The organism is Cribrihabitans pelagius, assembly GCF_048820915.1.
Lineage (GTDB): Bacteria > Pseudomonadota > Alphaproteobacteria > Rhodobacterales > Rhodobacteraceae > Cribrihabitans_A > Cribrihabitans_A pelagius.
Window position 1 is genome coordinate 184,980 of the sequence record NZ_JBMERR010000002.1, and the last position, 22,206, is coordinate 207,185.

Consider the following 22,206-nt stretch of genomic DNA (forward strand, 5'->3'; position numbering starts at 1 on the left):
GCTCAACGCGCCACGGAGAGAGACACCTGAACGGCCTTGCTCTGCCGCTCGATCCGCACCGGCAGAAGCTGTTCGATACCGGCCTCCCGGCCGAACGCCTGAGCCGTGGCCCTGGCCGCGTTCAGCAAGGCAATCAGCGCGGGCGACGTTGCGGCCACGAAATGCCCGGACTCCGCGGTGTCCGCATAGGCGGTGGTGTCGATGACCTCGACCGGCAGATGAGCGATGCTTTCGAGTGACCCGAGATTGCCGAGCCGGGCGCCGCTGCGCCGCCCGCGCAGCCGCTGGGAGAGGGTCAAGACCCTGTCCCTGCGCGACACAAACACCAGGAAGGGCTGCGGCACCTCGCGGAACTGGGCGATCTGCGACTTGAAAACGTCAATATCGAGGTCGGGCGACATCAGGATGACCCCGCCCAGGTTATCCGAGGCCCAGCCCGGCGTCTTGATCTCGATCTGCCGCAGCGCTTCCATCGTCAGCTGTGCCCCCAGCGAGTGCGCCACCAGCACGGTCCGGTCGATGCCGGCCGCCCGGATTTGCCGCAGGAACTGCTCCAGCCCGTCGCGGGCAAACAGCACGCTGTCGGCGTCATAGGCATAGCCGAGCGGGCTGCCCTGGCTGGGCCAGGAGTAGATCGCCGTCGCCCCCGGCAGGCCGATATCCTGCGCCAGCTGCGCGGCGCGGAAGGCGGTCTCGGACTGGGTCGCGTTGAACCCATGCACGAAGACCGTCACGTCACGGCCGTTTCCGTTGCTGCGCGCGGCTGTGCGCAGGCGGCGGTTGAAACCCAGGGCGTCGGGAAAGCGGCGGCGCTCCGCAATGGCGAACTGGGTGCGCGGATCAGGCGAACCGCTGGCCGGTATCAGCGTGCCGGGGCTGCGCACCGGGGGGATGGACACCGTTAGCTCCAGGAGGCTGAGCTTGCGCGACCGGCCGGGGCCGAAGGTGCGGTCCGGCTGTTCCGCGCGGGTGGTGGCGGCAAAGACGGTCCGGGGCGTGCCGATGTCCAGCGCCTCCGGGACGGTGGGCGAGACCGGCCGGCCAGTGCAGCCGGCCAGCAGCATCAGACCCACAGATAACACCGCGCGCAGCCGCTGCATCCTGCCCTGCCCTCCACGAAGTGGCGGCAGGCTATTACACCTGCCGCCAAAGTCCAGCATCCTGCGCGCCGCCCCGGGGAACCGGCCCTTCGGGGCCTGTCAGAGCACGTAGCGGCTCACGTCGGTGGAGCGGCTGAGCTCGCCCAGGTTCTTCGACACAAAGGCCGCATCGACGGTGATACTCTCCCCCGGTCGGTCAGGGGCGGTGAAGGACAACTCCTCGAACACGCGCTCCATCACGGTATAGAGCCGCCGTGCGCCGATATTCTCGACCGACTGGTTCACCTCGGCGGCGATCTTGGCAAGCGCGGCGATGCCCTCTTCGGTAAAACTCACCTCGACCTCCTCGGTGCCCATCAACGCGGTGTACTGGCGGGTCAGCGCGTTGTCGGTCTCGGTCAGGATACGCACGAAATCCTCTTCGCTCAGCGCGCGCAGGTTGACCCGGATCGGCAGTCGGCCCTGCAATTCCGGCAGCAGGTCCGAAGGCTTGGCGATATGGAAGGCGCCGGAGGCGATGAACAGGATGTGGTCGGTCTTCACCGGCCCGTGCTTGGTGCTGACGGTGGTGCCCTCGATCAAGGGCAGGAGGTCGCGCTGCACGCCCTCACGGCTGACATCGCCGCCGCGGGCTTCCTGGCGGGCGCAGACCTTGTCGATCTCGTCCAGGAAGACGATGCCGTTCTGCTCCACCGATTCCAGCGCGGCCTTGGTGACGGTTTCGTCGTCCAAGAGCTTGTCGGCTTCCTCGCCGATCAGCACCTCATAGCTTTCGGCGACGGTCAGACGCTTGCGGGTGGTGCGCCCGCCCATTGCCTTGCCGAACAGATCGCCGAGGTTCATCATGCCCATGTTGGCGCCGGGCTGGCCGGGAATGTCGAACATGCCGCCCATCGGGTTCGAACTGTCAGCCACATCCAGCTCGATCATGGTGTCGTCCAGCTCGCCCGACTTCAGCTTCTTGCGGAACATCTCGCGGGTGGCTTCACGGGCGTCCGTGCCGGCGATGGCCTCCAGCACCCGCTCCTCAGCCGCCTTGTGGGCCTTGGCCTTCACTTCCTCGCGCATGTATTCGCGGGTCTGCAGGATCGCGGTATCGGCGAGATCACGGATGATCTGCTCCACGTCGCGGCCGACATAGCCGACCTCGGTGAACTTGGTGGCTTCCACCTTGATGAAGGGCGCGCGGGCCAGCTTGGCCAGACGGCGCGAGATCTCGGTCTTGCCGACGCCGGTGGGGCCGATCATCAGGATGTTCTTGGGGTAGACCTCGTCACGCAGGTCATCGGGCAGCTGCTTGCGCCGCCAGCGGCTGCGCAGGGCAACGGCAACGGCGCGTTTGGCCTCTTTCTGGCCGATGATGAAGCGGTCCAGCTCGGACACGATTTCACGGGGGGTCAGGTCGGTCATGGGTCTATCCGTTTCAATGTGCGGGCGGCAGCCGGTCGAGCGGCAGGAGCCCTGACAGGGGCGCGAGGAGGACGGCGCGGATGCGGGACCAGAAGGCCCCAAGCGCCACCAGCACCGCGCCGAGGAGAAGGATGATGGCCGCGGCACCCTCGCCGTCGAAGACGGTGCCGGCCAGCGTCACGCTGTAGCCGATTGCGGCAATCAGGAAGGAGCGGCGGTCGATCACGATGGCCACCAGGGCAAAGCCGAGCAGGATGGCCACCAACAGCATGTGGGCACCCTGGGTGGCGCTTTCCAGAAGGCTCAGCGCGATGGTGTTCACCAGCGCAGGTGCCGCCACCACATGCAGCCAGAATGCCTGCGCCGAGCGGCGGGTGACCCGGTGCGGGTCGCTGAGGTCAAAGCCCATGGCGGCAGCAAAGACGCCCAGCCCCACCAGCAGCGTGATCCAGGCGAAAGGGCCGCTTGCCGAGAGCAGGAAGAAATCGCCAAGGCTCGCAGGCGTGCCCGCTTGCACCGCACCGGCCAGAAGCGCCAGCACAAAGACGCCAAGCGCGATCAGCGCCATCGCAAAGGGCACCCGGAAGCGGGCCCAGAAGACGGCAATCGCCGCGGTGGTCAGCGCGCAGGGCAGGAGCAGGCTGGAGTAGTCGTTCTGCGCCACCATGAAAGGCTGGGCAAACTGCGCCACAAGCCCGGAGCCGGCATTCGCCGCCCACAGCGCCGAAAGCGCAATGGCCGGCGCCACCATGCGGCGGCGGCGGATGAAGTATTCCGCGAGCCCCCAGAGCGCGAGCGCCGCCAGCACAGCCGAAGCCACGGTCTTGCCCTGAAAGCCGCCGAACCCGCCCGAGAGGACCGCGGCAGTGACCGCGGCCCAGCCGGAGGCGAGGATCATCAGGCCAATGACGATGAAGATCTCGTTGAAGCCCTTGAACAGTTCGAACGGCTCATCGCCCGGCGCAAGGTTCTCCCGCGCGCCGCGGCGGCTTTGGGCCAGCGCCAGAAGCGAAGCCGCCTGGGCCTCGCTCAGGAGACCGGAACCAACCGCCGCGCGCAGGTCGTTCTGATCGATCTCCGTCATGTCAGACCCCGGCGCTGGCGTCAGAGCTGGCGGCGGTGATGGTTTCGACGGTCAGGTTGCCGTTGGTGTAGACACAGATGTCGGCGGCAATCGCCATGGCGCCGCGGGCGACGTCTTCGGCAGACTTGCCGCCATCCATCATCGCGCGGGCGGCAGCCAGCGCAAAGTTGCCGCCGGAGCCGATCGCGGCCACGTCATGCTCGGGCTCCAGCACGTCGCCGGCGCCGGTGATCACGAACATGTCCTTGCCGTCGCTGACGATCAGCATGGCTTCCAGTTTTTGCAGGTATTTGTCGGTGCGCCAGTCCTTGGCCAGCTCGACGCTGGCGCGGGCCAGCTGGCCGGGCGTGGCTTCCAGCTTGGTTTCCAGCCGCTCCAGCAGGGTGAAGGCGTCAGCGGTGGAGCCGGCAAAACCCGCCACCACGTCAAAGCCGCCCGGCGACAGGCGGCGCACCTTGCGGGCGGTGCCCTTGATCACGGTCTGCCCCAGCGACACCTGGCCGTCGCCGGCGATGACAACCTCGCCGTCCTTCTTGACACCGATGATGGTGGTGCCGTGCCAGCCGGGGAATTGATCGTCTGCCATAAATGCCTCCAATTGGGTTGCCCCCTTATATGGAACCATCCCCCTGCCGGCACAAGGGAGCGGCGCGGACGGGCGCCGGGCGGGCGGCAGCGGGGTGCCGGACAGCGCTCTGCGGCCGTTTTTCCCGAGGAACTGCGGCCGGATTGCAAGCCGGTGTTGCAGCCATGCAGCAGGCGCAAATCGGGACTGCTCAACGGACAATTGTGAGTCCCGGGGGGGCGCTCTAAATCAGCCTCACAACCGGCACGGGGCCGGCTGCTTCTCATCAAGGACATGCGCAAATGACGACCGCAAACATCCATGCGCCGCTCGGGGCAGTCTCCGTTCTCCGCGTGGTCGATTCGATTCTGGACGTGAAGAACGCCATCGTGGACTGGCACCTGGCGCGCCAGACCCGCAAGGAGCTGTCGAAACTGACCGACAGCCAGCTGCACGACATCGGCCTGACCCGTATGGACATCGCCAAGTTCTGAGCTGACGCCTGATCTGCCTTCGGGCAGCCAGTCTTCCCAAAGCCGCCCATCGGGCGGCTTTTGATATTTACGGCCAACCGCCACTGAATATCTCCAGCGCGGATCAAGGCCGAACGCCGCCGCGCATCGCCCGCGCGGCGCGGGGCAGTTCTGTTATATGGCTCTCACACAGGATCTGTGCAGAAAGCCGGGGCGGCCTGCGCCAAGAAAAAGGCCGCCCCGGAGGGCAGCCCTTCAAGAAATCCGGTTCAGCGCGGATCAGATCGATTCGTCGATCCAGCTCTGCAGCGCGGCCTTGGGGGCGGCGCCGGCGCGGTTGGAGACAACCTGGCCGTCCTTGAAGATGAACAGCGCCGGAATGCCGCGCACGCCCATGGCGGCGGCGGAGTTCGGGTTGCTGTCAACATCGACCTTGGCGACCTTGATCTTGCCATCATATTCCTTGGCCAGCTCTTCCAGGGCCGGGCCGATCTGTTTACACGGACCGCACCATTCGGCCCAGAAATCCACCACGACGGGGATATCGGAGTTTTTGACTTCGGCGTCGAAGGTGGCGTCGGTGACGGCTACGGTGGACATATGCATGTCTCCATGAGTGTGTGGCAACTGGAGTTGGAACCTAGGTACGGGGTCTCAGATCGTCAAGGTTCCAACCGCCGCATGAGCGCCGCTGACACAAGATCGTGTGGCAGCATCATGAGGGTGGCGGTGCGGGTCCACAGCAGCGCGGTTTCCACCTGCCGCCCGGGGTAGATCTGGGCCAGCGCATGGGCATAGGCGCCCATCTGCCGCAGCAGGCCCTCGGGGCAGGCCTCGGGGCTCTGCGGCACCGTCGCATTGGATTTGAAATCCACCGCAAGCACCTTGTCCGGGGTGAGGATCAGCCGGTCGATAATGCCGTGAATCCGCTCTCCCTGCAGGCCGGCGGTGAAGGGCACCTCGGCCAGGGTTTCGGCGTGGAAGACATGGGCGCAATCGGGGTTGCGCAGCACCGCCGCAGCTTCGGCCAGCAGTGTGCCACCGTCTTCTGCACCCGGCAGCATCGCCTGGGCCAGGGCGGGCCAGTCCGCCTCGGCGCGCCCGGGCAGATGCTCCAGCAGAAGGTGCAGCCTTGTGCCGCGCGTTTTGGCCGCGTCCTCTTCCAGCCCGGCTTCGCCCGGCAGCGCCTTGGCGCCGCCCAGATCCGAGGGGCTGAGCGCTGCGCTGGGCGCTGCATAAGGCGGCGCGGACTGGAGGAACAACGCCGGCAGCACCGGTTTTGGGGTCTCCGCGACGGGGTGATGCACCAGCGGCAACCCGTCCCATCCCCCATGCTGCAGGCGCAGACCGGTGCCGCCGGGCATTTCGCATTCCGCAGCGCCGCCGTCCTGCAAGGCGCGTTCGACCATCTGGTACCAGCTGTTGCCGTCCGGGCTCAGATCCCCCGCCGCGGCCACGATGAGCCATTTCTCCGCCCGGGTCAGCGCCACGTACAACAGCCGCAGCCGCTCGTTCTGGAGCTTCTCCTGCGCAGCGTCGCGTGCGGCGAGCATCGCCTCCGGCATCTGGTCCTTGGGCACCTTCCAAAGGGGCACCTCGCCCGCAGTCATGATTTCGGGATCGGCGGGCGGGCGGCGCTTGGCGGTGTCGGGCAGGATCACGATGGGCGCTTCCAGACCCTTGGAGCCATGCACTGACATCACCCGGATCATGTTGCCCGCGCTGCCCATCTGGCGCTTGATCTCCAGATCGTCGGTCTGCATCCAGACCAGAAAACCGGTGAGGCTGGGCACATCGGAGCGCTCATAGGCCAGCGCCTGCGACAGCAGCGCGTTGATCCCGTCCTCGGCCTCCGGCCCGAGCCGGCCCAGCAGTTTCTGGCGGCCCTGATGGCGGGTCAGGATGCGCTCGATCAGGTCGTAGGGACGCAGGAAATCGGCGTTCGCGCGCAGATCGTCCAGCACGGCAAGGGTTTCCGGGAACTCCGCCGCCCGGTCGCGAAGGGCAGGCCACAAGTAGGGGCCGTCGCGCCGGTGGGCGAGGTCGAAGAGCCTCTGCTCGCTCCAGCCGAAGATGGGCGATTTCAGCGCCTCGGCCAGCGAAAGCGAATCCTCCGGCAAGGCGAGGAAGCGCAGGAGCGCGGCAATGTCCTTCACCGCCAGTTCCGCCCCGACCTTCAGCCGGTCGGCGCCGGCGATGGGCAGTTCCGCTTTCTTGCAGGCGCGGATGATCTCGGAAAACAGTTCCGAGCGGCGCTGCACCAGGATCAGGAAATCGCCTGCCTGCACCGGACGCCGCTGGAAGCTGCCGCGCTCGGGGCCGTCTTCGGGGATGGTCACGCCGCTGTCGATCATCTGTTTGATCGCGCCGGCGATGCGTTCTGCGAGGATCACCGTGTGGTGGCGGCGGCCGGGGCGGTCGACCGGCGAGGTCCAGTCGGGCTCTTCCTCGTCCTCGGTCTTCTCCGCCACCGGCCAGAGGTCGACACGGCCGGGCAGGTCGGACTTGAAGGCCTGATGCAGCGCTTCCTTGCGGAAGCCGGCGCGCGGGCTGTCGCGGAACACCAGGTCCACCAGCTTCAGAATCGCGGCGGAGGAGCGGAAGGAAAAGTCGAGCGAGGCGTTTTGCAGCCCCGCACCTGTCTCCTCCAGGCGGCGCCCGAATTCCACCTGCATCCGATCAAAGGCATCCGGGTCGGCACCCTGGAAGGAATAGATCGACTGCTTCTTGTCGCCGACCACAAAAATCGTGCGCTCCACATCCGAACGCGCACCTTCGCCGGAGGTGAACTCCTGGGCCAGCTTCTCGATCACGTCCCATTGCACCGGGCTGGTGTCCTGGGCCTCATCCACCAGGATGTGGTCGATGCCGCCGTCGAGCCGGTAGAGCACCCAGGCGGCGACGCCCGGATCGTTCAGCAACTTTCGCGCCTTCAGGATCAGATCGTCGAAGTCGAGCCAGCCGCGCTGCTGCTTGCGGCGTTCGTATTCCGGCAGGAAAGCGGCGGCAAAGCGGTGCAGATCGGCGGATTTGCGGGCGGCGGAAAGCGCGAGCCGTTTGGCGCGGGCGTCCTCAATCCGCAGCATCAGCGGCTCCAGCTGGTCCATCAGCCCAAGGTTCGCCTCGCGCAGCTTCTTGGTCGGGAAGCTGCCAACCTTTGCGCTGAACGGCGCCTTGGCGCCGGTGCCGGTGAGGAAGACGCTTTCCAGCACGTCCAGATCCGCCCGCGAGGGCCGGGCGATGCCCGCCAGCTTGGCCGCGGCGCGCTGGTCGGTGGTGCCGCCTTCGGCCAGCATCGCGCGGGTGCGCTGCAACAGCTCCTCCTCGCCGCCGAGGAACACCAGCGCCTCCAGCGCTTCTGTGTCGAAACCGGCGGGCAGGCCGAACAGCTCCAGCAGCGCGTCACGCTCCAAGGGCGGGTCGAAATTGGCGCGGCGCTGGCAGAGGGCGGCGGTCAGCGTCTCGAAATCGCTGTCGCTTACGTGGCGGGCCAGCGCATCGAGCAGCGGTGCTTCGGGGCCTTGGGCGAAATCCTCCATGATCTCGCCGCGCAAGAGGGTGGCCGCGCGGTCGTCCATTTCGCTGAATTGCGGGCTGACGCCGGCCTCCAGCGGGAAGCGCCGCAGCAGCGAGGCGCAGAAGGAGTGGATGGTCTGGATCTTCAGCCCGCCGGGCGTCTCGATGGCGCGGGCAAAGAGTGTGCGCGCCTGCGCGAGGCCCTCGGGGGAGATCACGTCCTCCGCACCCAGTTCGGTGAGCGCCGCGATCAGCTTCTCGTCCGCCAGCATCGCCCATTCACCTAAGCGCTTGAACAGCCGGTTCTGCATCTCGCTCGCCGCGGCCTTGGTGTAAGTGAGGCAGAGGATGTGCTGCGGCTGCACTCCGCGCAGCAGCAGCCGGGCAACGCGGTCGGTCAGTACCTTGGTCTTGCCGGAACCCGCGTTGGCAGCGAGCCAGGTGGAGGCATCGGGGCGGGCGGCGCGGAACTGCGCTTCGGAAGCGGCGTCGCGAGGGGTCATGTCAGGGTCTCCGGTTCCGCGTCCTTGCTGCGGTCCCATTCGCCATAGCGGGCGAGGTGGTCATAATCGCCGGCAAAATCGTCCTTATGCACCATCCGGCGGCTGGTGTAGCCCTGGTCCGGCTCGAAATAGGCACCGATCAGGGTGCGCAGCTCGTCCCAGACCTTGGCGGGCGGGTGCTCCTCCAGCGGCGCGCGCACCTCCTTGAGGCTGCTGCCGAGCCCGATGAACAGCGCACGGGCCACTTCGGCCGGGCCAATCTCTGCAAAGGCGCCTTCCTCGGCCATCGCGGCTTCGATCAGCAGCTGTTTCTCGAACTTCTGCTGCTGTTTCTCGCTTGGCGGCGCACCGGTCTTGTAGTCGTAAAGATGCAGGAAGCCGCGGTCGTCCATGTCGATGCGGTCGGCGCGGCAGGCGATGGTGAAATCCAGAGGATCCAGCCGGGCACTGCCCTTGGCCTCGAACGCAACGGGCCTGGCGCGGGCCTGGCGCTCCTGCTCACCTTGCACGAAATCGCCGGCGATGCGGCGGATGCGGCTGAGCCAGAGGATGCGCGCCACCGGCCAGGGCACGTGTTCCTCCAGCAGGGCGCGGGACTTTTCGACCAAGGTTCCGGCATCCAGCAGGGCTGGGTCCGCCAATGTGTCCTTGATGAAATGCTCGAACACCTCATGCACCACGATGCCGCGCAGCAACGCGTCCGGCTCCTGCACCAGCGGATTGAGCGGCTTCAAGCGCAGCACGTGTTTGGCATAGATCGCGTAAGGGTCGCGGATCAGCCGCGGGATTTCTGTGATGGTCAGGCGCCGCGGACGTGCGGCTACCGGCGGGCGCGGCGAGGGGCGCGGGGCAGGCGGCAGGGGCGCCGGTTCCTCCAGCGCGGCGGCCCAGCCCAGCCATTCGTTGCCGCGCGCCTTCATCCTCTGCCAGGCATCGAGCCCGCCCTGATCCGGCAGGCCCTTGAGCAGGTTGGTGAGCCGGTTCAGCCAGCGCGAGGGCACGGTATCGGCTTCTTCCGAGCGAATCGCGCGGGTCAGCCAGACCTCCGGCGCGGCCACCGCCTGCTGGAAGTCATGCGCCGAGAGGCCGATGCGGCGTTCCGGCAGCAACAGCCCCGCCTGGTTGCGCAGCTGCCGGTTCAGCCAGGGATCGGGGCTTGCCGCCTCGGGCCAGCTGCCCTCATTGAGGCCGCCGAGGATCACCAGATCGGCGCCCTGCACACGCGCTTCCAAAGTGCCCCAGATCATGATCGAGCCATAAGGCGCGTCGCGGTCACGCACCTCGCCCTGGCTCAGGAGCGCGCCCAGAAGGTCTGCAAAGTCGCGAGCGCTCATCTCGCCGCCGTGGGGGGCCTGGGCCTCCAGCTCCTCGATCAGCGCAAGCGCGGACTGGCCCGCCTTCTTGTCCCAGAGAGTGCCGGTGCCTGTGGCCTGACTGCCCGCGGCGATGGCTTCCGCCAGTTCGCGCAGGCGCGCCACCCATTCGGTCAGCGGCAGGGCGCACTCGGTTTTCTGGCCATCGAAACAGTGGCTCAGCCAACAGGTCCAGCCCGGCGTCAGCTCGCGGCTTTCGCCAAAGGCGGCAAAGGCCGCGGCATCGGGGAAGGGCGGGCCGTTGCGGCGCAAGGAGAGCTCCAGCTCGCGGGTCTGGCGCAGGTGGCCGCCACGGCCGGCGCCGTCATGGGACAGCGGGTGTTTCAACAGCGTCAGCAGGCTGTCGCAGGTGAGCGGCCGGGTGAACAGCCCCGCCACATGGCGCAGGAAACGGCCCGGCGGCGACAGTTGCAACGGCTGGCCTGCGGAGTCATCGGGCAGGATGTTCCAGCGGTCGAGCGCCGCCGCCACCTGCCGCGTCAGCATCCGGTCGGGCGTGATCAGGGCGGCGGTCTGCCCGTCCTCCGCTGCCTGCCGCAGCCGCAGCGCGATCGCCAGCGCCTCGGCCCTCGGGCCTGCGGCTTCGATCAAGGTGACTTCCCGGGTGGCGCGGTCCAACCCCTCCAGCTGCGGGCCTTCGCTCATCCAGGCGTCGGTCACCGGCGCGGGCCGGAGCGCGAGCGAGACCAGCCGGTTGCGCGCGGGCGAGGCGGGGGCGCAACCGGTCCAAGGCCGCACGTCCTGCGGCGCAAGGTCCAGGTCGCGCATCAGCCGGTAGAACCGGTACTGCGGGTGATCTTCCGAGATCATCGGGTCGTCCAGCCCGGACCAGACGCTTGCAGGCTGGTCGAAGTCGAAGCCGGGCAGCACGACGGCGCCCTGGGGCAGGCGGGCAATCGCCTCCATCAGCATCAGCGTGGTCCCGCGCGAGCCGGTGGAGCCTGCGAGGATCACCGGGTGCTGGGGCGGGGACGTCTCCCAGTGTTCGATGAGAGAAAGCACCGCCTGGCGCTGCCGGGCCTGGCTGTCCAGCGCGCCCTCGTGCAGGGCGGTGAACTGGTCGGCGATGCCGATGAAGGCCTGCGCCCGCGCCCAATGGCCGGACATGTCGGAGACGTCGAGATTGCGGATATCTTCCGGGGTGACGCCTTCGCTCTGCATCTCGTCGATCAGCCCGGCGAGGCTGTCGGAGAGGTCATAAAGCGAGGCGCGCGCCGCGAGGTCGGGCTGGGCCTCCAGGAGCCTTGCGATCAGCTGCGCCAGCTCCAGCCGGCGCCGCAGCGGGGGCAGGGCGGGCGGCAGGCTGCCAGGGGCCGCGCGTTCGGCCAGGTCGGTCAGCAGCGACAGCCGCGGCAGCAGCATCGCGGGGCCTTGATCGAACAGGCTCCGAACGCGCCGCGCCATGCGGGCGGTGTTCACGATCAGCTCGGCCCGGGCCAGCGCTTCGGGCGGCAGGCCCGGGCTGCGCGAAATCAGGCCCTGAACAAGGGCTTTCGGGAAATCCACCCCGCAGGGCAGGGCAAAGAGGCGTGGCTTGGGGCTGGGCTCAAACATCATCGGCTGCAATCAGCTCCTCGGCGGTCCGGATGCCTTCAGGGTGGCCCACATCGCACCAGTGGCCGGGATATTCCAGCCCGAACAGCCGGCCGGCTTCCCCCATGCGGTTCCACAGAAGGTTCAGCGAAAAGGCGCGTTCGGGGATTTCCGCAAGCGCGTCCGTTTTCACGATCTGCGCGCCGCCATAGACCAGATCGCCGCCCCGGTGCAGGCGGCCCTCCGTGTCGGTGCCGAAGTCCCCCGCACCCTTGCGGCCGCGCGTTCGGGCCAGCGGCACGCAGACCAGGAGCGCATCCATCCGCTCCGGGTCCCAGGCCGCGCGGGCGAGTGCCAGCGGGTTCGGGCCTTTCCAGATCGCATCGGTGTTCAGGGTAAACACCGGCCCTCCGCCCAATAGCGGCAGGGCTTGGCGCAGCCCGCCGCCGGTGTCGAGGATCTCGGGCGTCTCGTGGCTCAAGGCCACGTCATGTGGCTCTAGATAGGCGCGAAGCGGCTCCGGCTTGTAATGCAGGTTTGCAACCACCCGGCGCGGGTCGACTCCTCGCGCCAGGTCCAGCGCATGGGCGATCAGCGGCCGGCCGGCGACCTCGATCATCGGCTTGGGGCGGTCGCGGGTCAGCTCCTTCATCCGGGTGCCGAAACCGGCCGCGAACAGCATGACGGAATCAGGCGTGTCCTGCATCAGCGCCTCAGCTTGTTCAGGTTTTCCGGCGTGGGTTCCGGCAGATTGTCCCGCAACAGAGCCGCAACGGGCGCCAGCGCGGGGTGTTCCAGCCCGCGGATGAAATGCGCCCAGACCCGCGGGATCAGGCCGATGTAATGCGGCTTGCCGTAGTCGAGGCTGAGCCGGGCAAAGACGCCGAGAATGCGCAGGTTGCGCTGCACACCCAGCACCTCATAGGCCGTGCGGAAGCCGGTTTCATCCGTGCGGGTGGCGGCGAGATAGCGTTCGATCATCTGCATCTCGACAGCGGGCGTCACGTCGCGGCGGGCGTCCTGCAGGAGCGACACCAGGTCGTAGGCCGGGTGGCCGGAACGGGCGTCCTGAAAGTCCAGCAGGCCCACGCGGGCGACGCCTGCGCGCTGGGGCAGCCAGAGCAGGTTCTCGGCGTGGTAATCCCGCTGCACCAGCACCGGATCGCCTGTCACGGTTTCCCGCAGAATGTCCTCGAAACTGTTCTCGAACCGCGCCTGCAGGTCTGCGTCCGCGGAACCGAAAATGCCCGCGCGGTATTTCGTCAGCGCCAGGCCCGACATCTCCGCCATCAGCCGGGGGCCGTAGGGTTCCAGGTCCGGCAGCGGGGCCGCGTGCAGGGCCGCCAGCGCGTCCGTGGCGGCCTCGTAGAGCGGGCGTTCCAGCGAGGGATCAGCGGCGATCACCCGGGCAAAGAGGTCGTCGCCCAGATCCTCCAGCAGCAGGAAGCCCCGGGCCTCATCCGCGGCGAGGATTTCCGGCGCGCTCAGGCCCTGTGCGGTCAGATAGCGGGCGATCCGCACGAAGGGCCGCACGTCCTCGCCCTTCTCAGGCGGCGCGTCCATCAGCACCACGCTGCGGGCGCCGGCACCGGTCAGCCGCTCGTAGCGGCGGTTGGAGGCATCGCCGGCCAGGGGCGCGCGGCGCCAACCGGCATAGCCCGCATCGGCAAGAAAGGTTTCGCAGGCGGCGGCGCGGTCGGTCATGCGAATAGGCGCTCCATCAGGGGCTGCCACTTGGCGTCGCTCCAGGCGAGGCGCAGATGGCGGCGGTCTTCGTGTTCGGGATCGGGGGCCAGCGACAGGGTGAGCGCATGGGCGGGCGTCAATTCGGCCAGCCGGTCCGGCCATTCCACCAGGCAGACCGCCTCGTCGAAGGCGGCGGTGAGGCCCAGCTCCTCGACCTCGTCCAGGCTGGTGAGCCGGTAGAGATCGGCGTGCCAGACCTCACCCCCGGGCACCTCGTAGGTCTGCACCAGGGTGAAGGTGGGGGAGGGGACGTCCTCCGGCACCGGCATCAGTGTTTGCAGCAGGTGGCGGGCGAAATGGGTCTTTCCGGCGCCGATCGGGCCATCCAGCAACAGGCAATCGCCGGGGCGCAGGGCCCCGGCGATCTGTCCAGCCAGCTCGGCTGTTTCTTCCGGTGAGTTCAGCGTCAGGCGCGCAGGGCTCGTGATCATGGCGGTAGAATGCCGCCGTGGCGGAGCCGCCGCAAGCCGGTTTCCCGGCTCAGCCCTGGCCGATCGCGGGAAAGCGCTCCTGCCCGGCCGGTGCGGCCGCGATTTCGGGCAGGCGGAAGCTCACCATGGTGGCGCCGTTCTGGATGGCGGAGACCTTGCAGATCAGCGGCGTGCCATCGCGCAGCTGGACCTGGCACCACCAGGGTTCGCGCGTCTCGCCGCCGGCGGTGAAGTCGCGGATCTCGCCCCAGGCGGGGGTTGGCGCGCAGGTGTCCTGCCAGACCCGGCTGGCATCCATGATCGAGACCTTGGCAAAGCTCGTTTCCGGGTCCATCCGCCACAGCTCGTGATAGGCCCGGTTGGAGAAGCTCATGGTGCCGTCGCCGGCAAAGACCGCAATCGCCTCGTCCATCTGGTCCATGATCGACTGGCCCATCTCCAGCTCGGAGCGGAACTGGCGGGTAAGGGTGATCTCGGCGGTGATGTCCTCGAACAGGAAGGCGATGGCGCCATCGGGATGCGGCCGGCCAGAAACCTTGTAGACCGAGCCCGAGGGCAGCGACCAGGTCTCCTGGTAGCGGCCCTCAGCGGCGGCTTCCAGAACATCGGCCATCTGATGGCGCCAGCTCGAGTAGTTCTTGGGCTCGGGCATCATGCGCTGGTCGCGCAGCCGGTCGAAAAAGCTGAGCAGGTTGGGGCGCGAGGAGAGGAAATTCGCAGGCAGCGCGGTGAGGTCGATCAGCACCGGGTTGAACAGCACCAGCTGGCGGTTGCGGTCAAAGATCGCAAGGCCGATCGAGAGCTGGGCAAAGGTCTTGGCCAGAGTCTGCACGAAATTGCGCTGGGCGACCTCGGCATCGACGACCGCGTTCACATCGACCGCGTGGCACAACCAGCCGGCCTCGGTCTCGGTGGTGGAGATGTTGTACCACAGCTTCTTTTTCGTCTCCGGCAGCGGGATCGAGATGCGCTCGGGCTTGCCGCTGGCCATCGGATCCTCGAGGTCGGCAAACAGCGGTTCGGCGAAATCGGCATCGCGGCCGCGGATCTTCTGGCTGAGGTTGTCATAGGCCAGGTTGGTCCAAGTGACGTGGCCTTCGTCCGATTGCAGCCAGACGGGGTAGGGCGCCTGATGCACCGCGGCGCGCAGGGTGGTGAGCTCCTGGTCGAGCGACTTGTTCTGCTCTTCCAGCGTGCTGCGGCGCAGCTGCACCCGGGTCACGCCGTCGATCCATTCGCAATGCGCCTCGCGGCTTTCGGCGGTGGCGGTGCCGGAGAGCACCAGCGGGCCCACGTCCTTGAGGAAGCCCGGCGACTGCGGCAGGCCGGGGTAGCTGCGCGCCAGCTGGTCGCGCAGCATGGCCCAGCTGAAATTTTCGGCCTGGTCGCCGATGAACTTGCGCGCTCCGGAGGACCAGCCGATCAGCGTGGTGTCGTCGAACAGGAATACCGCATCGGTGCGCCCGTCGCTGGCGAGCAGGTCCTGCTCCAGCCCGTGGCGGCCCGGGGACGGCGACAGCCACCAGACGGCAGCGGCCGCGGTGGCGGCGCACATCACCGCCAGTACAAACCATTCGATCGAAACGATGTCTTGCATGTCGTCCTGCCTCGGTTAGCTATCGTTTTTCCGCATGGTTCCCCGTAAATGGTTAAATCAAGTTTAATTGGTTGCCGAAAAATGAATAGTTAAAATTCTATCGGTTTGTTCTCTCCAAGCCCGCCCCGGCCGTTGTCGGCTCCTGTTTCGGCGCCATCTGCCGCTTGGGCGTCGATGGCCGCCCGCGGCCAGGAGACCTCCACGATGGCGCCGCAGCGGTCGCCATAGGGGCAGAGCGTCTGGAACGGGTCCGAGCCATTGGCGAAGCGCAGCTGCGCGCCGGTGCGCTCCAGCAGGGTCTTGGCGATGAACAGCCCCAGCCCCATGCCTTCATATTCCGGGCGCTGGCGGCTGTCGCTGTCGCTGCGCCGCCGCCGCATGAAGGGATCGCCGATCCGGCCCAGCATCTGCGGCGGGTAGCCGCGGCCGTCGTCGCAGATCCGCAGGGTGATACGCTCGTCATTCCAGGCGGCGTCGATCCAGACCGTGGACCGGGCGAAATCCACTGCATTCTGCACCAGGTTGCGCAGGCCATGGATGATCTCAGGCATGCGCTGCACGGTGGGCTGCTGGAAATCGCCGCCCTCCAGCGGGCCTTCGTGGTAGAGCACCGCCTTGCCGCGCTGCATGTGCGGCTCCGCAGCCTCGTTCACCACGGTGGAAAAGGGCGCCTGGCGCAGGTGCAAGTCGTCCTTGCCGGCCCGGCCCATGCCGCGCAGGATGTCGCGGCAGCGGTCGGCCTGCTCGCGGATCAGGGCGGCGTCCTCGCGCAGGTCCGGCCGGTCTTCGAGCTCGTCGATCAGCTCGGCGCTGGCCAGTTTGATGGTCGCAAGCGGCGTGCCCATCTCATGCGCGGCGGCGGCCACCACGCCGCCGAGGTCGGTCAGCTTCTGCTCCCGCGACAGCGCCAGCTGGGTGGCGCTCAGCGCTTCGGACATCGAGCGCATTTCGTTGCTGACGCGGAAGGAATAGCCGCCGATGAACAGGATGGCGATGACGATGGCGGTCCAGTTGCCGAAGATGAAGATGTCGGGCACCCGCAGGAGGAACCCCTGTTCGGTGCGCAGCGGCAGGTGGAACTCGGCCATCAGGGTGACCAGGATCACTGCGGTGGCGCCGATGATCAGAGTCGGGCGCAGCCGCATCACAGCGGCCGATATCGTCACCGGCCCAAGCACCAGAAGCGCAAACGGGTTGTTGAGACCGCCGGTGAGATAGAGCAGGAAGGACAGCTGCAACAGGTCGAACAGCACCATCAGGAAATTCTCGAAATCCGTCAGGCGCCGGTTTTCGGGGAAGACGAAGATCAGCAACAGGTTGCCCGCCACCGAGATGCCCACTGCCAGGTAGCACAGCTCCAGCTCCAGCCGCAGGCTGTACATCTGCTGCGCCACGGTGATCGCGGCAAGCTGGCCGGCAATCGCCACCCAGCGCAGCAGGATCAGGGTCCTGAGGCGAATCCAGTGGCTGCCTGGCCGGCTGGCTGCCAGCCATATGTCGCGATCGCTCATATTTGCGCCTGCTCCCGCAGATGTGACCCCGTGCGCCAGTTGCATCGGGTGGTTTTCTTGATAGGTCTGGCGCCTGGAACGATCAACAACCCTTCTCCAAGTCAAAGTGTGATCCCATGACGCGCCTCTATGCTCTTCTTGCCGCCCTGATTGTCGCTGCCCTGGTCGGGGGGGGCTGGTATCTGACGCGCGGCGGCAGCGGAGGCGGAGGCGATCAATACGCGCAATGCCGCAGCAGCCAGATCGCCGGCGGCACCGCCGCCATCGGCGGGCCATTCGAGCTGGTCAACGCCAAGGGGGAAACAGTCACCGACCAGGACGTGATCACCGAGCCCTCGATTGTCTACTTCGGCTATACCTTCTGCCCCGATGTCTGCCCGATGGATTCCGCCCGCAACGCCGACGCGGTGGACCTGCTGGCCGAGCGCGGCCACAGCGTGACGCCGGTGTTCATCTCGGTCGATCCGGAGCGCGACACGCCGGAAGCGGTGGGTGATTTTGCCGGCAACCTGCACGAGAAGATGATCGGCCTCACCGGCTCGCCCGATCAGATCAAGGCAGCGAGCAAGGCCTACAAGACCTACTACAAGAAGAACGATGGCGACGAGGACTATTATCTGGTCGACCACTCCACCTTCTCCTACCTGGTGCTGCCCGAAGACGGCTTCGTCGAGTTCTTCCGCCGCGACGAGAGTGCGGAGCAGATCGCCGGGAAGACCGCCTGCTTCATCGAAAATAGCTGAGACGTCATAGCTGTTTGACCTTTCCGGCTGCCCGGTCGTATTCTGCCTTGCACAATAGAATTTGGCGGAGGACCGGGCATGGCCGACATTGCTCTGCAGGACATCGGATCAGACAACACGCTGCTGCTGGTCGATGATGACGAACCTTTCCTGCGGCGGCTGGCAAAGGCGATGGAGAAGCGCGGCTTCGAGGTGGAGACCGCGGATTCGGTTGCCGCGGGCAGCGCCATCGCCACCGCCCGCCCGCCTGCCTATGCGGTGGTGGACCTGCGGCTAGAGGACGGCAACGGGCTCGACGTGGTGGAAATCCTGCGCGAAAAGCGCCCCGACAGCCGGGTGGTGGTGCTGACCGGATACGGCGCAATTGCCACCGCGGTGGCCGCGGTGAAGATCGGCGCCACGGATTACCTGTCGAAACCGGCCGATGCCACCGACATCATGAACGCCCTGCTGGCTGGCGATGACGGGCTGCCGCCGCCGCCGGAAAACCCGATGAGCGCCGACCGGGTGCGCTGGGAGCATATCCAGCGCGTCTATGAGCTCTGCGACCGCAACGTGTCGGAGACCGCGCGGCGGCTCAACATGCACCGGCGCACGCTGCAGCGCATCCTGGCCAAGCGCAGCCCGCGGTAAGCCCGGGTGCAGCAGGCGGACCTCCTCAGCCCGGAACACCAGCCGCAGCCCGGCGGCGGCTGGTCCGAAGGCATCACCACCCTTGCCGGCGCCTATGTGGTGCCGCCCTGCGAAAGCGCTCTGGTGCAGGCGGCGGGGGTACTGCACGCCGATGGGCGCTATTGTGCGGAAGGCGCGCTCTGGCGCCGCTACCGGCCGATCACCACCTCCCCGCCGCGTCCGGACGACGGGGTGGAGCAGCTGCCGGGCCGCTGGCTCTGGGGCGGGGTGCTCTGGGCGCATTTCGGGCATTTTTTGGTGGAAAGCTCATCCCGGCTCTGGGCGCTGGCGCATCTGGAACAGCCGGTCGACGGTATCCTGTTTATCCCGAAACGCCCCGCCACCGGTGCCGCTACGCGGGGGTTTCAGCATGAATTCCTCGGGCTGATGGCGCCGGGCCTGCCGCTGAAAGTGGCGGATCATGCGCTGCAGGCGGAGCAGCTGGTGGTGCCGGGGCAGGGGTTCGGCCTTGGCAGGATTACCGCAGGCACCCGCAGGTTCCGCAATGCATTCCACAGCCGTTTTGCCCGCGATGTGGCAGCCGAGGGGCCAGAGAAACTCTATATCTCGCGCTCGAAACTGGGTCTCGGCAAGGGCGGGCTTCTGGGCGAAGAGCAGATGGAGGACTTGCTGCGGGCCGAGGGCTACGAGATCTTCCATCCGCAGGAACACAGCCTCAGCACCCAGCTGGCCCGCTACAAGGCGGCGCGGCAGGTGGTCGCGGCGGACGGCTCGGCGCTGCATCTCTATGCGATGGTGGGCCGGCCCGATCAGAAGGTGGCAATGGTGCTGCGGCGGCAAGCGGGGGCGAACAATCTGCTGGCCGATCACGTTGCGCATTTCTGCCGCTGCGACCCGCTGGTGATCGATGCGCTGCGCACCGAATGGGTGCCCGCGCACAAGCAGAAATCCAGCCGCCTCAGCTTTGGCGAGCTGAACCTGGCAGCGATCGGCACGGCGCTGGCGGGGCAGGACTTCATCGCGCGGGGCGCCGCGTGGCCGGAGCTGAGCGATGCCGACCGGCAGCGCATCCTCGACGCCAAGGGCCTGGGCGGCAACAGCGCTTTTACCGAGGCGCCGGAGGCCAGGCGGCAGCGCATCCGCGCCCTGCGGCACGCGCGCCGTGCGCGGCGGGCCGAGGCTCAGGCCTAAGGCAGGGGGCTAAGGCACGGCGCTGAGCGCGCCCCCGCCGCGCCCGTCACATCCGGCCAAGCAGATCCGCGTGGCGCTCAAGCAGCGCGGTGCGGGTTTCCATCGGCGGGCGCAGCACAATGGCAAGCCCCTGCATCAGTTCGGGCCGCGGGCGGCCGAAGAAGCGGCTCGCCTCGGCCTCGGAGAAGCCCGCGATCTGCACCGCCTCCATCCAGGCGCTCACCTTGTCGGCGCGCTTGATCTGCGCCTTCACCGTCTTGGGCAGCGCCGCGGGCAGGCCGAAGCGCAAATGGATCGCGGCGGTCAGCCGCCGGTCCAGCTCGCCGTAGCCGGGGCCAACCGCGGCCTTCACCGGTGAGATCATGTCGCCAATGACGTATTCCGGCGCATCGTGCAGCAGCGCCGCCAGCCGCCAGCGGACCGGCGCGCCGGGGTTCATCCGGGCAAACAGCGCCTCCACCAGCAGCGAATGCTCGGCCACCGAATAGGCGTAGTCGCCGCGGGTCTGGCCGTTCCAGCGCGCCACGAAAGCCAGCCCGCGGGCGATGTCCTCGATCTCGATATCCATCGGCGTCGGGTCCAGCAGGTCTAGACGCCGGCCCGACAGCATGCGCTGCCAGGCGCGGGCAGGTTTGGCGGGCATGAGCCCCTCCTGTCGCAGCAATTTTACCTCTGACTACCTGCTGTTGGCCTGCCGGGCAATGCCGCCGGGGCGCCGGTTTCCCGGCGGCGGAACACGGATGGAAACACTGTATTTACAGCCCGTGAATTTGAAAAACCCCTGCCAAACCCCAATATTATGTGTAGGCAAGGGGCACTGCCCCCCAAATGGCAGACCCCTTCTCTGACGTATCGCGCACAGGAAAGGAGACTGTCATGTTCAAGCGCGTATTGGGTATCGGCCTCGTCTTTGGCATGGCGGCCACCGCGCCGCCCGCTTTTGCCGCCAGCTGCGGCGACCGCGAGGTGATGGTCAGCAAATTGCAAAGCGGATATTCCGAACGGCTCACCGTTGGCGGATTGCAACGGACCCGGCCCGCCGCCACCATGCTGGAGGTCTGGGCCTCGGAGGAAACCGGCACCTTCACGGTTCTTGTCACCCATGCCAACGGCATCAGCTGCGTGGTGGCAACCGGCTCCGAATTCTTCCACATCCCGGCCACCGAGGTGGCCGACCTGGGCACGCCAAGCTGATTTTCAGCGCCTGCGCAGCCTGTCTCGCCGGCCGGTCCGGGCCAAGTCGGCCCGGCCGCCGCCATCTTCGTTGAATGTAAACTGCTGCGATGCTAGGCCAAGCTCCAAGTCGACCCGTAACCGATATGGAGCAAAACATGGCCGGGGATTACATCGTTAAGGATATCGCGCAGGCCGGCTATGGCCGAAAGGAACTGGACATCGCCGAAACCGAGATGCCGGGCCTGATGGCGCTGCGCGCGGAATACGGCGGCAGCAAGCCCCTGAAGGGCGCCCGCATCGTTGGTTCGCTGCACATGACTATTCAGACCGGCGTGCTGATAGAAACGCTGGTGGCGCTGGGCGCGGACGTGCGCTGGGCTTCGTGCAACATCTTCTCCACCCAGGATCACGCCGCCGCCGCAATCGCTGACGCGGGCATCCCGGTTTTTGCCATCAAGGGCCAGTCGCTGGAGGAGCATTGGGATTATCTCGACCGCTCCTTCCAGTTCCCCGAGGGCGCCAACATGATCCTCGACGACGGCGGCGATGCGACGCTCTACGTGCTCCTGGGCGCGCGCGCCGAAGCCGGCGAGGAGATCATCCCCGTCCCGCAGTCCGAGGAAGAGGCCGTCATCAAGGCGCAGATCCAGAAGCGCATGGAAGCCTCGCCGGGCTGGTTCACCAAGACCCGCGATGCGATCCAGGGCGTCTCCGAGGAGACCACCACCGGCGTGCACCGCCTTTATGAATTGGTGAAGCAGGGCCAGTTGCCCTTCCCGGCGATCAACGTGAACGACTCCGTCACCAAGTCGAAGTTCGACAACAAGTACGGCTGCAAGGAATCGCTGGTCGACGGCATCCGCCGCGCCACCGACACCATGATGGCCGGCAAGGTCGCCGTGGTCTGCGGCTATGGCGACGTCGGCAAGGGCTCCGCGGCCTCCCTGCGCGGCGCGGGTGCCCGGGTGAAAGTGACCGAGGCCGACCCGATCTGCGCCCTGCAGGCGGCGATGGACGGGTTCGAAGTGGTTCTGCTGGAAGACGCTGTCGCCACTGCCGACATCTTCATCACCACCACCGGCAACAAGGACGTGATCCGCATCGAGCACATGCGCGAGATGAAGAACATGGCCATCGTCGGCAACATCGGCCACTTCGACAACGAGATCCAGGTCGCCAACCTGAAGAACCACAAGTGGACCAACATCAAGGAACAGGTGGACATGATCGAGATGCCCTCGGGCAACCGGATCATCCTGTTGTCCGAAGGCCGCCTGCTGAACCTCGGCAACGCCACCGGCCACCCGTCCTTCGTGATGTCGGCCTCCTTCACCAACCAGGTGCTGGCCCAGATCGAGCTGTGGACGCGTGGCGACAAATACGAGAACAAGGTCTACATCCTGCCAAAGCATCTCGATGAGAAGGTCGCGCGCCTGCATCTGGAGCGCATCGGCGTGAAGCTGACCCAGCTGTCCTCCGAGCAGGCTTCTTATATCGGCGTCACTCCGGAAGGCCCGTTCAAGCCGGAGCATTACCGCTACTGAGCGGCCGCAAGCGCAGAGATTGGCAAAGGCCCCGCTCTCCCGGCGGGGCCTTTTGCTTTTTGCGGCGGCCGGCGGGA

General features: G+C 67.1%; 18 protein-coding genes and 1 pseudogene. 6 read left to right on the forward strand and 13 right to left on the reverse strand.

Annotated features, from left to right (window positions below; genetic code table 11):
- Positions 1 to 2 precede the first annotated feature (2 nt).
- The 4 genes from ACOHX0_RS02585 to hslV all read right to left on the reverse strand — a co-directional run bounded on the left by ACOHX0_RS02585 (position 3) and on the right by hslV (position 4,180).
- Positions 3 to 1,100 (reverse strand): alpha/beta hydrolase, encoded by a 1,098-nt coding sequence (locus ACOHX0_RS02585; RefSeq protein ID WP_420675085.1) that lies wholly within the window; start codon positions 1,098 to 1,100, stop codon positions 3 to 5.
- Between the two features lie 99 nt (positions 1,101 to 1,199).
- The gene (hslU, locus tag ACOHX0_RS02590; RefSeq protein WP_420675086.1) at positions 1,200 to 2,510 is read right to left on the reverse strand and encodes an ATP-dependent protease ATPase subunit HslU; all 1,311 of its coding nucleotides are present in this window, start codon (positions 2,508 to 2,510) and stop codon (positions 1,200 to 1,202) included.
- A 13-nt stretch (positions 2,511 to 2,523) separates the two neighbouring features.
- Positions 2,524 to 3,594 (reverse strand): hypothetical protein, encoded by a 1,071-nt coding sequence (locus tag ACOHX0_RS02595; protein ID WP_420675087.1) that lies wholly within the window; start codon positions 3,592 to 3,594, stop codon positions 2,524 to 2,526.
- A 1-nt stretch (position 3,595) separates the two neighbouring features.
- A complete protein-coding gene (hslV, locus tag ACOHX0_RS02600; protein ID WP_420675088.1) occupies positions 3,596 to 4,180 on the reverse strand; it encodes an ATP-dependent protease subunit HslV in 585 nt (194 codons plus the stop codon).
- Between the two features lie 281 nt (positions 4,181 to 4,461).
- Here hslV and ACOHX0_RS02605 point away from each other — a divergent pair, with 281 nt between their 5' ends.
- A complete protein-coding gene (locus ACOHX0_RS02605; RefSeq protein ID WP_420675089.1) occupies positions 4,462 to 4,653 on the forward strand; it encodes a DUF1127 domain-containing protein in 192 nt (63 codons plus the stop codon).
- Between the two features lie 258 nt (positions 4,654 to 4,911).
- On the opposite strand, the pseudogene trxA reads toward ACOHX0_RS02605, so the two are convergent.
- From trxA to regB, 8 genes and pseudogenes are all read right to left on the reverse strand, one after another.
- Positions 4,912 to 5,271, reverse strand: a pseudogene (trxA, locus tag ACOHX0_RS02610) (thioredoxin); the annotation flags it as partial.
- A gap of 23 nt (positions 5,272 to 5,294) precedes the next feature.
- Positions 5,295 to 8,651, reverse strand: a complete 3,357-nt coding sequence (addA, locus tag ACOHX0_RS02615; protein ID WP_420675090.1) for a double-strand break repair helicase AddA — start codon at positions 8,649 to 8,651, stop codon at positions 5,295 to 5,297.
- The gene (addB, locus tag ACOHX0_RS02620; protein WP_420675091.1) at positions 8,648 to 11,581 is read right to left on the reverse strand and encodes a double-strand break repair protein AddB; all 2,934 of its coding nucleotides are present in this window, start codon (positions 11,579 to 11,581) and stop codon (positions 8,648 to 8,650) included. The genes addA and addB overlap by 4 nt, the downstream gene beginning before the upstream one ends.
- Positions 11,571 to 12,263, reverse strand: coding sequence for a nucleotidyltransferase family protein (locus ACOHX0_RS02625; RefSeq protein WP_420675092.1), 693 nt, complete (start codon positions 12,261 to 12,263; stop codon positions 11,571 to 11,573). The genes addB and ACOHX0_RS02625 overlap by 11 nt, the downstream gene beginning before the upstream one ends.
- Positions 12,263 to 13,261: an aminoglycoside phosphotransferase family protein gene (locus ACOHX0_RS02630; RefSeq protein ID WP_420675093.1), complete on the reverse strand. Its 999-nt coding sequence runs from the start codon at positions 13,259 to 13,261 to the stop codon at positions 12,263 to 12,265. The genes ACOHX0_RS02625 and ACOHX0_RS02630 overlap by 1 nt, the downstream gene beginning before the upstream one ends.
- Positions 13,258 to 13,734, reverse strand: coding sequence for a tRNA (adenosine(37)-N6)-threonylcarbamoyltransferase complex ATPase subunit type 1 TsaE (tsaE, locus tag ACOHX0_RS02635; protein WP_420675094.1), 477 nt, complete (start codon positions 13,732 to 13,734; stop codon positions 13,258 to 13,260). The genes ACOHX0_RS02630 and tsaE overlap by 4 nt, the downstream gene beginning before the upstream one ends.
- 49 nt (positions 13,735 to 13,783) lie before the next feature.
- Positions 13,784 to 15,331 carry a PAS-domain containing protein gene (locus ACOHX0_RS02640; protein ID WP_420675095.1) on the reverse strand — a complete coding sequence of 516 codons (1,548 nt, stop codon included), beginning with the start codon at positions 15,329 to 15,331 and terminating at the stop codon, positions 13,784 to 13,786.
- 89 nt (positions 15,332 to 15,420) lie between these two features.
- Positions 15,421 to 16,842 (reverse strand): sensor histidine kinase RegB, encoded by a 1,422-nt coding sequence (gene regB / locus ACOHX0_RS02645; protein WP_420675096.1) that lies wholly within the window; start codon positions 16,840 to 16,842, stop codon positions 15,421 to 15,423.
- A 116-nt stretch (positions 16,843 to 16,958) separates the two neighbouring features.
- Here regB and ACOHX0_RS02650 point away from each other — a divergent pair, with 116 nt between their 5' ends.
- From ACOHX0_RS02650 to ACOHX0_RS02660, 3 genes are all read left to right on the forward strand, one after another.
- Positions 16,959 to 17,585 carry an SCO family protein gene (locus ACOHX0_RS02650; RefSeq protein WP_420675097.1) on the forward strand — a complete coding sequence of 209 codons (627 nt, stop codon included), beginning with the start codon at positions 16,959 to 16,961 and terminating at the stop codon, positions 17,583 to 17,585.
- A 78-nt stretch (positions 17,586 to 17,663) separates the two neighbouring features.
- On the forward strand, positions 17,664 to 18,218 hold the full coding sequence (locus ACOHX0_RS02655; protein WP_420675098.1) for an ActR/PrrA/RegA family redox response regulator transcription factor: 555 nt from the start codon (positions 17,664 to 17,666) through the stop codon (positions 18,216 to 18,218).
- 6 nt (positions 18,219 to 18,224) lie between these two features.
- The gene (locus ACOHX0_RS02660) at positions 18,225 to 19,409 is read left to right on the forward strand and encodes a glycosyltransferase 61 family protein (protein WP_420675099.1); all 1,185 of its coding nucleotides are present in this window, start codon (positions 18,225 to 18,227) and stop codon (positions 19,407 to 19,409) included.
- Between the two features lie 46 nt (positions 19,410 to 19,455).
- Here the strand turns inward: ACOHX0_RS02660 and ACOHX0_RS02665 are convergent, their stop codons facing one another.
- Entirely contained in the window at positions 19,456 to 20,052 is a 597-nt protein-coding gene (locus ACOHX0_RS02665) for an HD domain-containing protein (RefSeq protein WP_420675100.1), read from the reverse strand.
- Between the two features lie 233 nt (positions 20,053 to 20,285).
- On the opposite strand from ACOHX0_RS02665, the gene ACOHX0_RS02670 reads away from it, so the two are divergent.
- Positions 20,286 to 20,603 carry a hypothetical protein gene (locus ACOHX0_RS02670; RefSeq protein WP_420675101.1) on the forward strand — a complete coding sequence of 106 codons (318 nt, stop codon included), beginning with the start codon at positions 20,286 to 20,288 and terminating at the stop codon, positions 20,601 to 20,603.
- Between the two features lie 137 nt (positions 20,604 to 20,740).
- Positions 20,741 to 22,129, forward strand: coding sequence for an adenosylhomocysteinase (gene ahcY, locus ACOHX0_RS02675; protein WP_420675102.1), 1,389 nt, complete (start codon positions 20,741 to 20,743; stop codon positions 22,127 to 22,129).
- Positions 22,130 to 22,206: the final 77 nt, after the last annotated feature.

Excerpts from the sequence above, each read along its gene's own strand:
- ahcY (WP_420675102.1), top strand. The coding sequence starts at position 20,741 with ATGGCCGGGGATTACATCGTTAAGGATATCGCGCAGGCCGGCTATGGC.
- ACOHX0_RS02650 (WP_420675097.1), top strand. The coding sequence starts at position 16,959 with ATGACGCGCCTCTATGCTCTTCTTGCCGCCCTGATTGTCGCTGCCCTG.
- ACOHX0_RS02640 (WP_420675095.1), bottom strand. The coding sequence starts at position 15,331 with ATGCAAGACATCGTTTCGATCGAATGGTTTGTACTGGCGGTGATGTGC.
- addB (WP_420675091.1), bottom strand. The coding sequence starts at position 11,581 with ATGATGTTTGAGCCCAGCCCCAAGCCACGCCTCTTTGCCCTGCCCTGC.
- ACOHX0_RS02625 (WP_420675092.1), bottom strand. The coding sequence starts at position 12,263 with ATGCAGGACACGCCTGATTCCGTCATGCTGTTCGCGGCCGGTTTCGGC.
- ACOHX0_RS02585 (WP_420675085.1), bottom strand. The coding sequence starts at position 1,100 with ATGCAGCGGCTGCGCGCGGTGTTATCTGTGGGTCTGATGCTGCTGGCC.
- addA (WP_420675090.1), bottom strand. The coding sequence starts at position 8,651 with ATGACCCCTCGCGACGCCGCTTCCGAAGCGCAGTTCCGCGCCGCCCGC.
- ACOHX0_RS02595 (WP_420675087.1), bottom strand. The coding sequence starts at position 3,594 with ATGACGGAGATCGATCAGAACGACCTGCGCGCGGCGGTTGGTTCCGGT.
- regB (WP_420675096.1), bottom strand. The coding sequence starts at position 16,842 with ATGAGCGATCGCGACATATGGCTGGCAGCCAGCCGGCCAGGCAGCCAC.
- ACOHX0_RS02630 (WP_420675093.1), bottom strand. The coding sequence starts at position 13,261 with ATGACCGACCGCGCCGCCGCCTGCGAAACCTTTCTTGCCGATGCGGGC.
- ACOHX0_RS02670 (WP_420675101.1), top strand. The coding sequence starts at position 20,286 with ATGTTCAAGCGCGTATTGGGTATCGGCCTCGTCTTTGGCATGGCGGCC.
- ACOHX0_RS02655 (WP_420675098.1), top strand. The coding sequence starts at position 17,664 with ATGGCCGACATTGCTCTGCAGGACATCGGATCAGACAACACGCTGCTG.
- hslV (WP_420675088.1), bottom strand. The coding sequence starts at position 4,180 with ATGGCAGACGATCAATTCCCCGGCTGGCACGGCACCACCATCATCGGT.
- hslU (WP_420675086.1), bottom strand. The coding sequence starts at position 2,510 with ATGACCGACCTGACCCCCCGTGAAATCGTGTCCGAGCTGGACCGCTTC.
- ACOHX0_RS02605 (WP_420675089.1), top strand. The coding sequence starts at position 4,462 with ATGACGACCGCAAACATCCATGCGCCGCTCGGGGCAGTCTCCGTTCTC.
- tsaE (WP_420675094.1), bottom strand. The coding sequence starts at position 13,734 with ATGATCACGAGCCCTGCGCGCCTGACGCTGAACTCACCGGAAGAAACA.
- ACOHX0_RS02665 (WP_420675100.1), bottom strand. The coding sequence starts at position 20,052 with ATGCCCGCCAAACCTGCCCGCGCCTGGCAGCGCATGCTGTCGGGCCGG.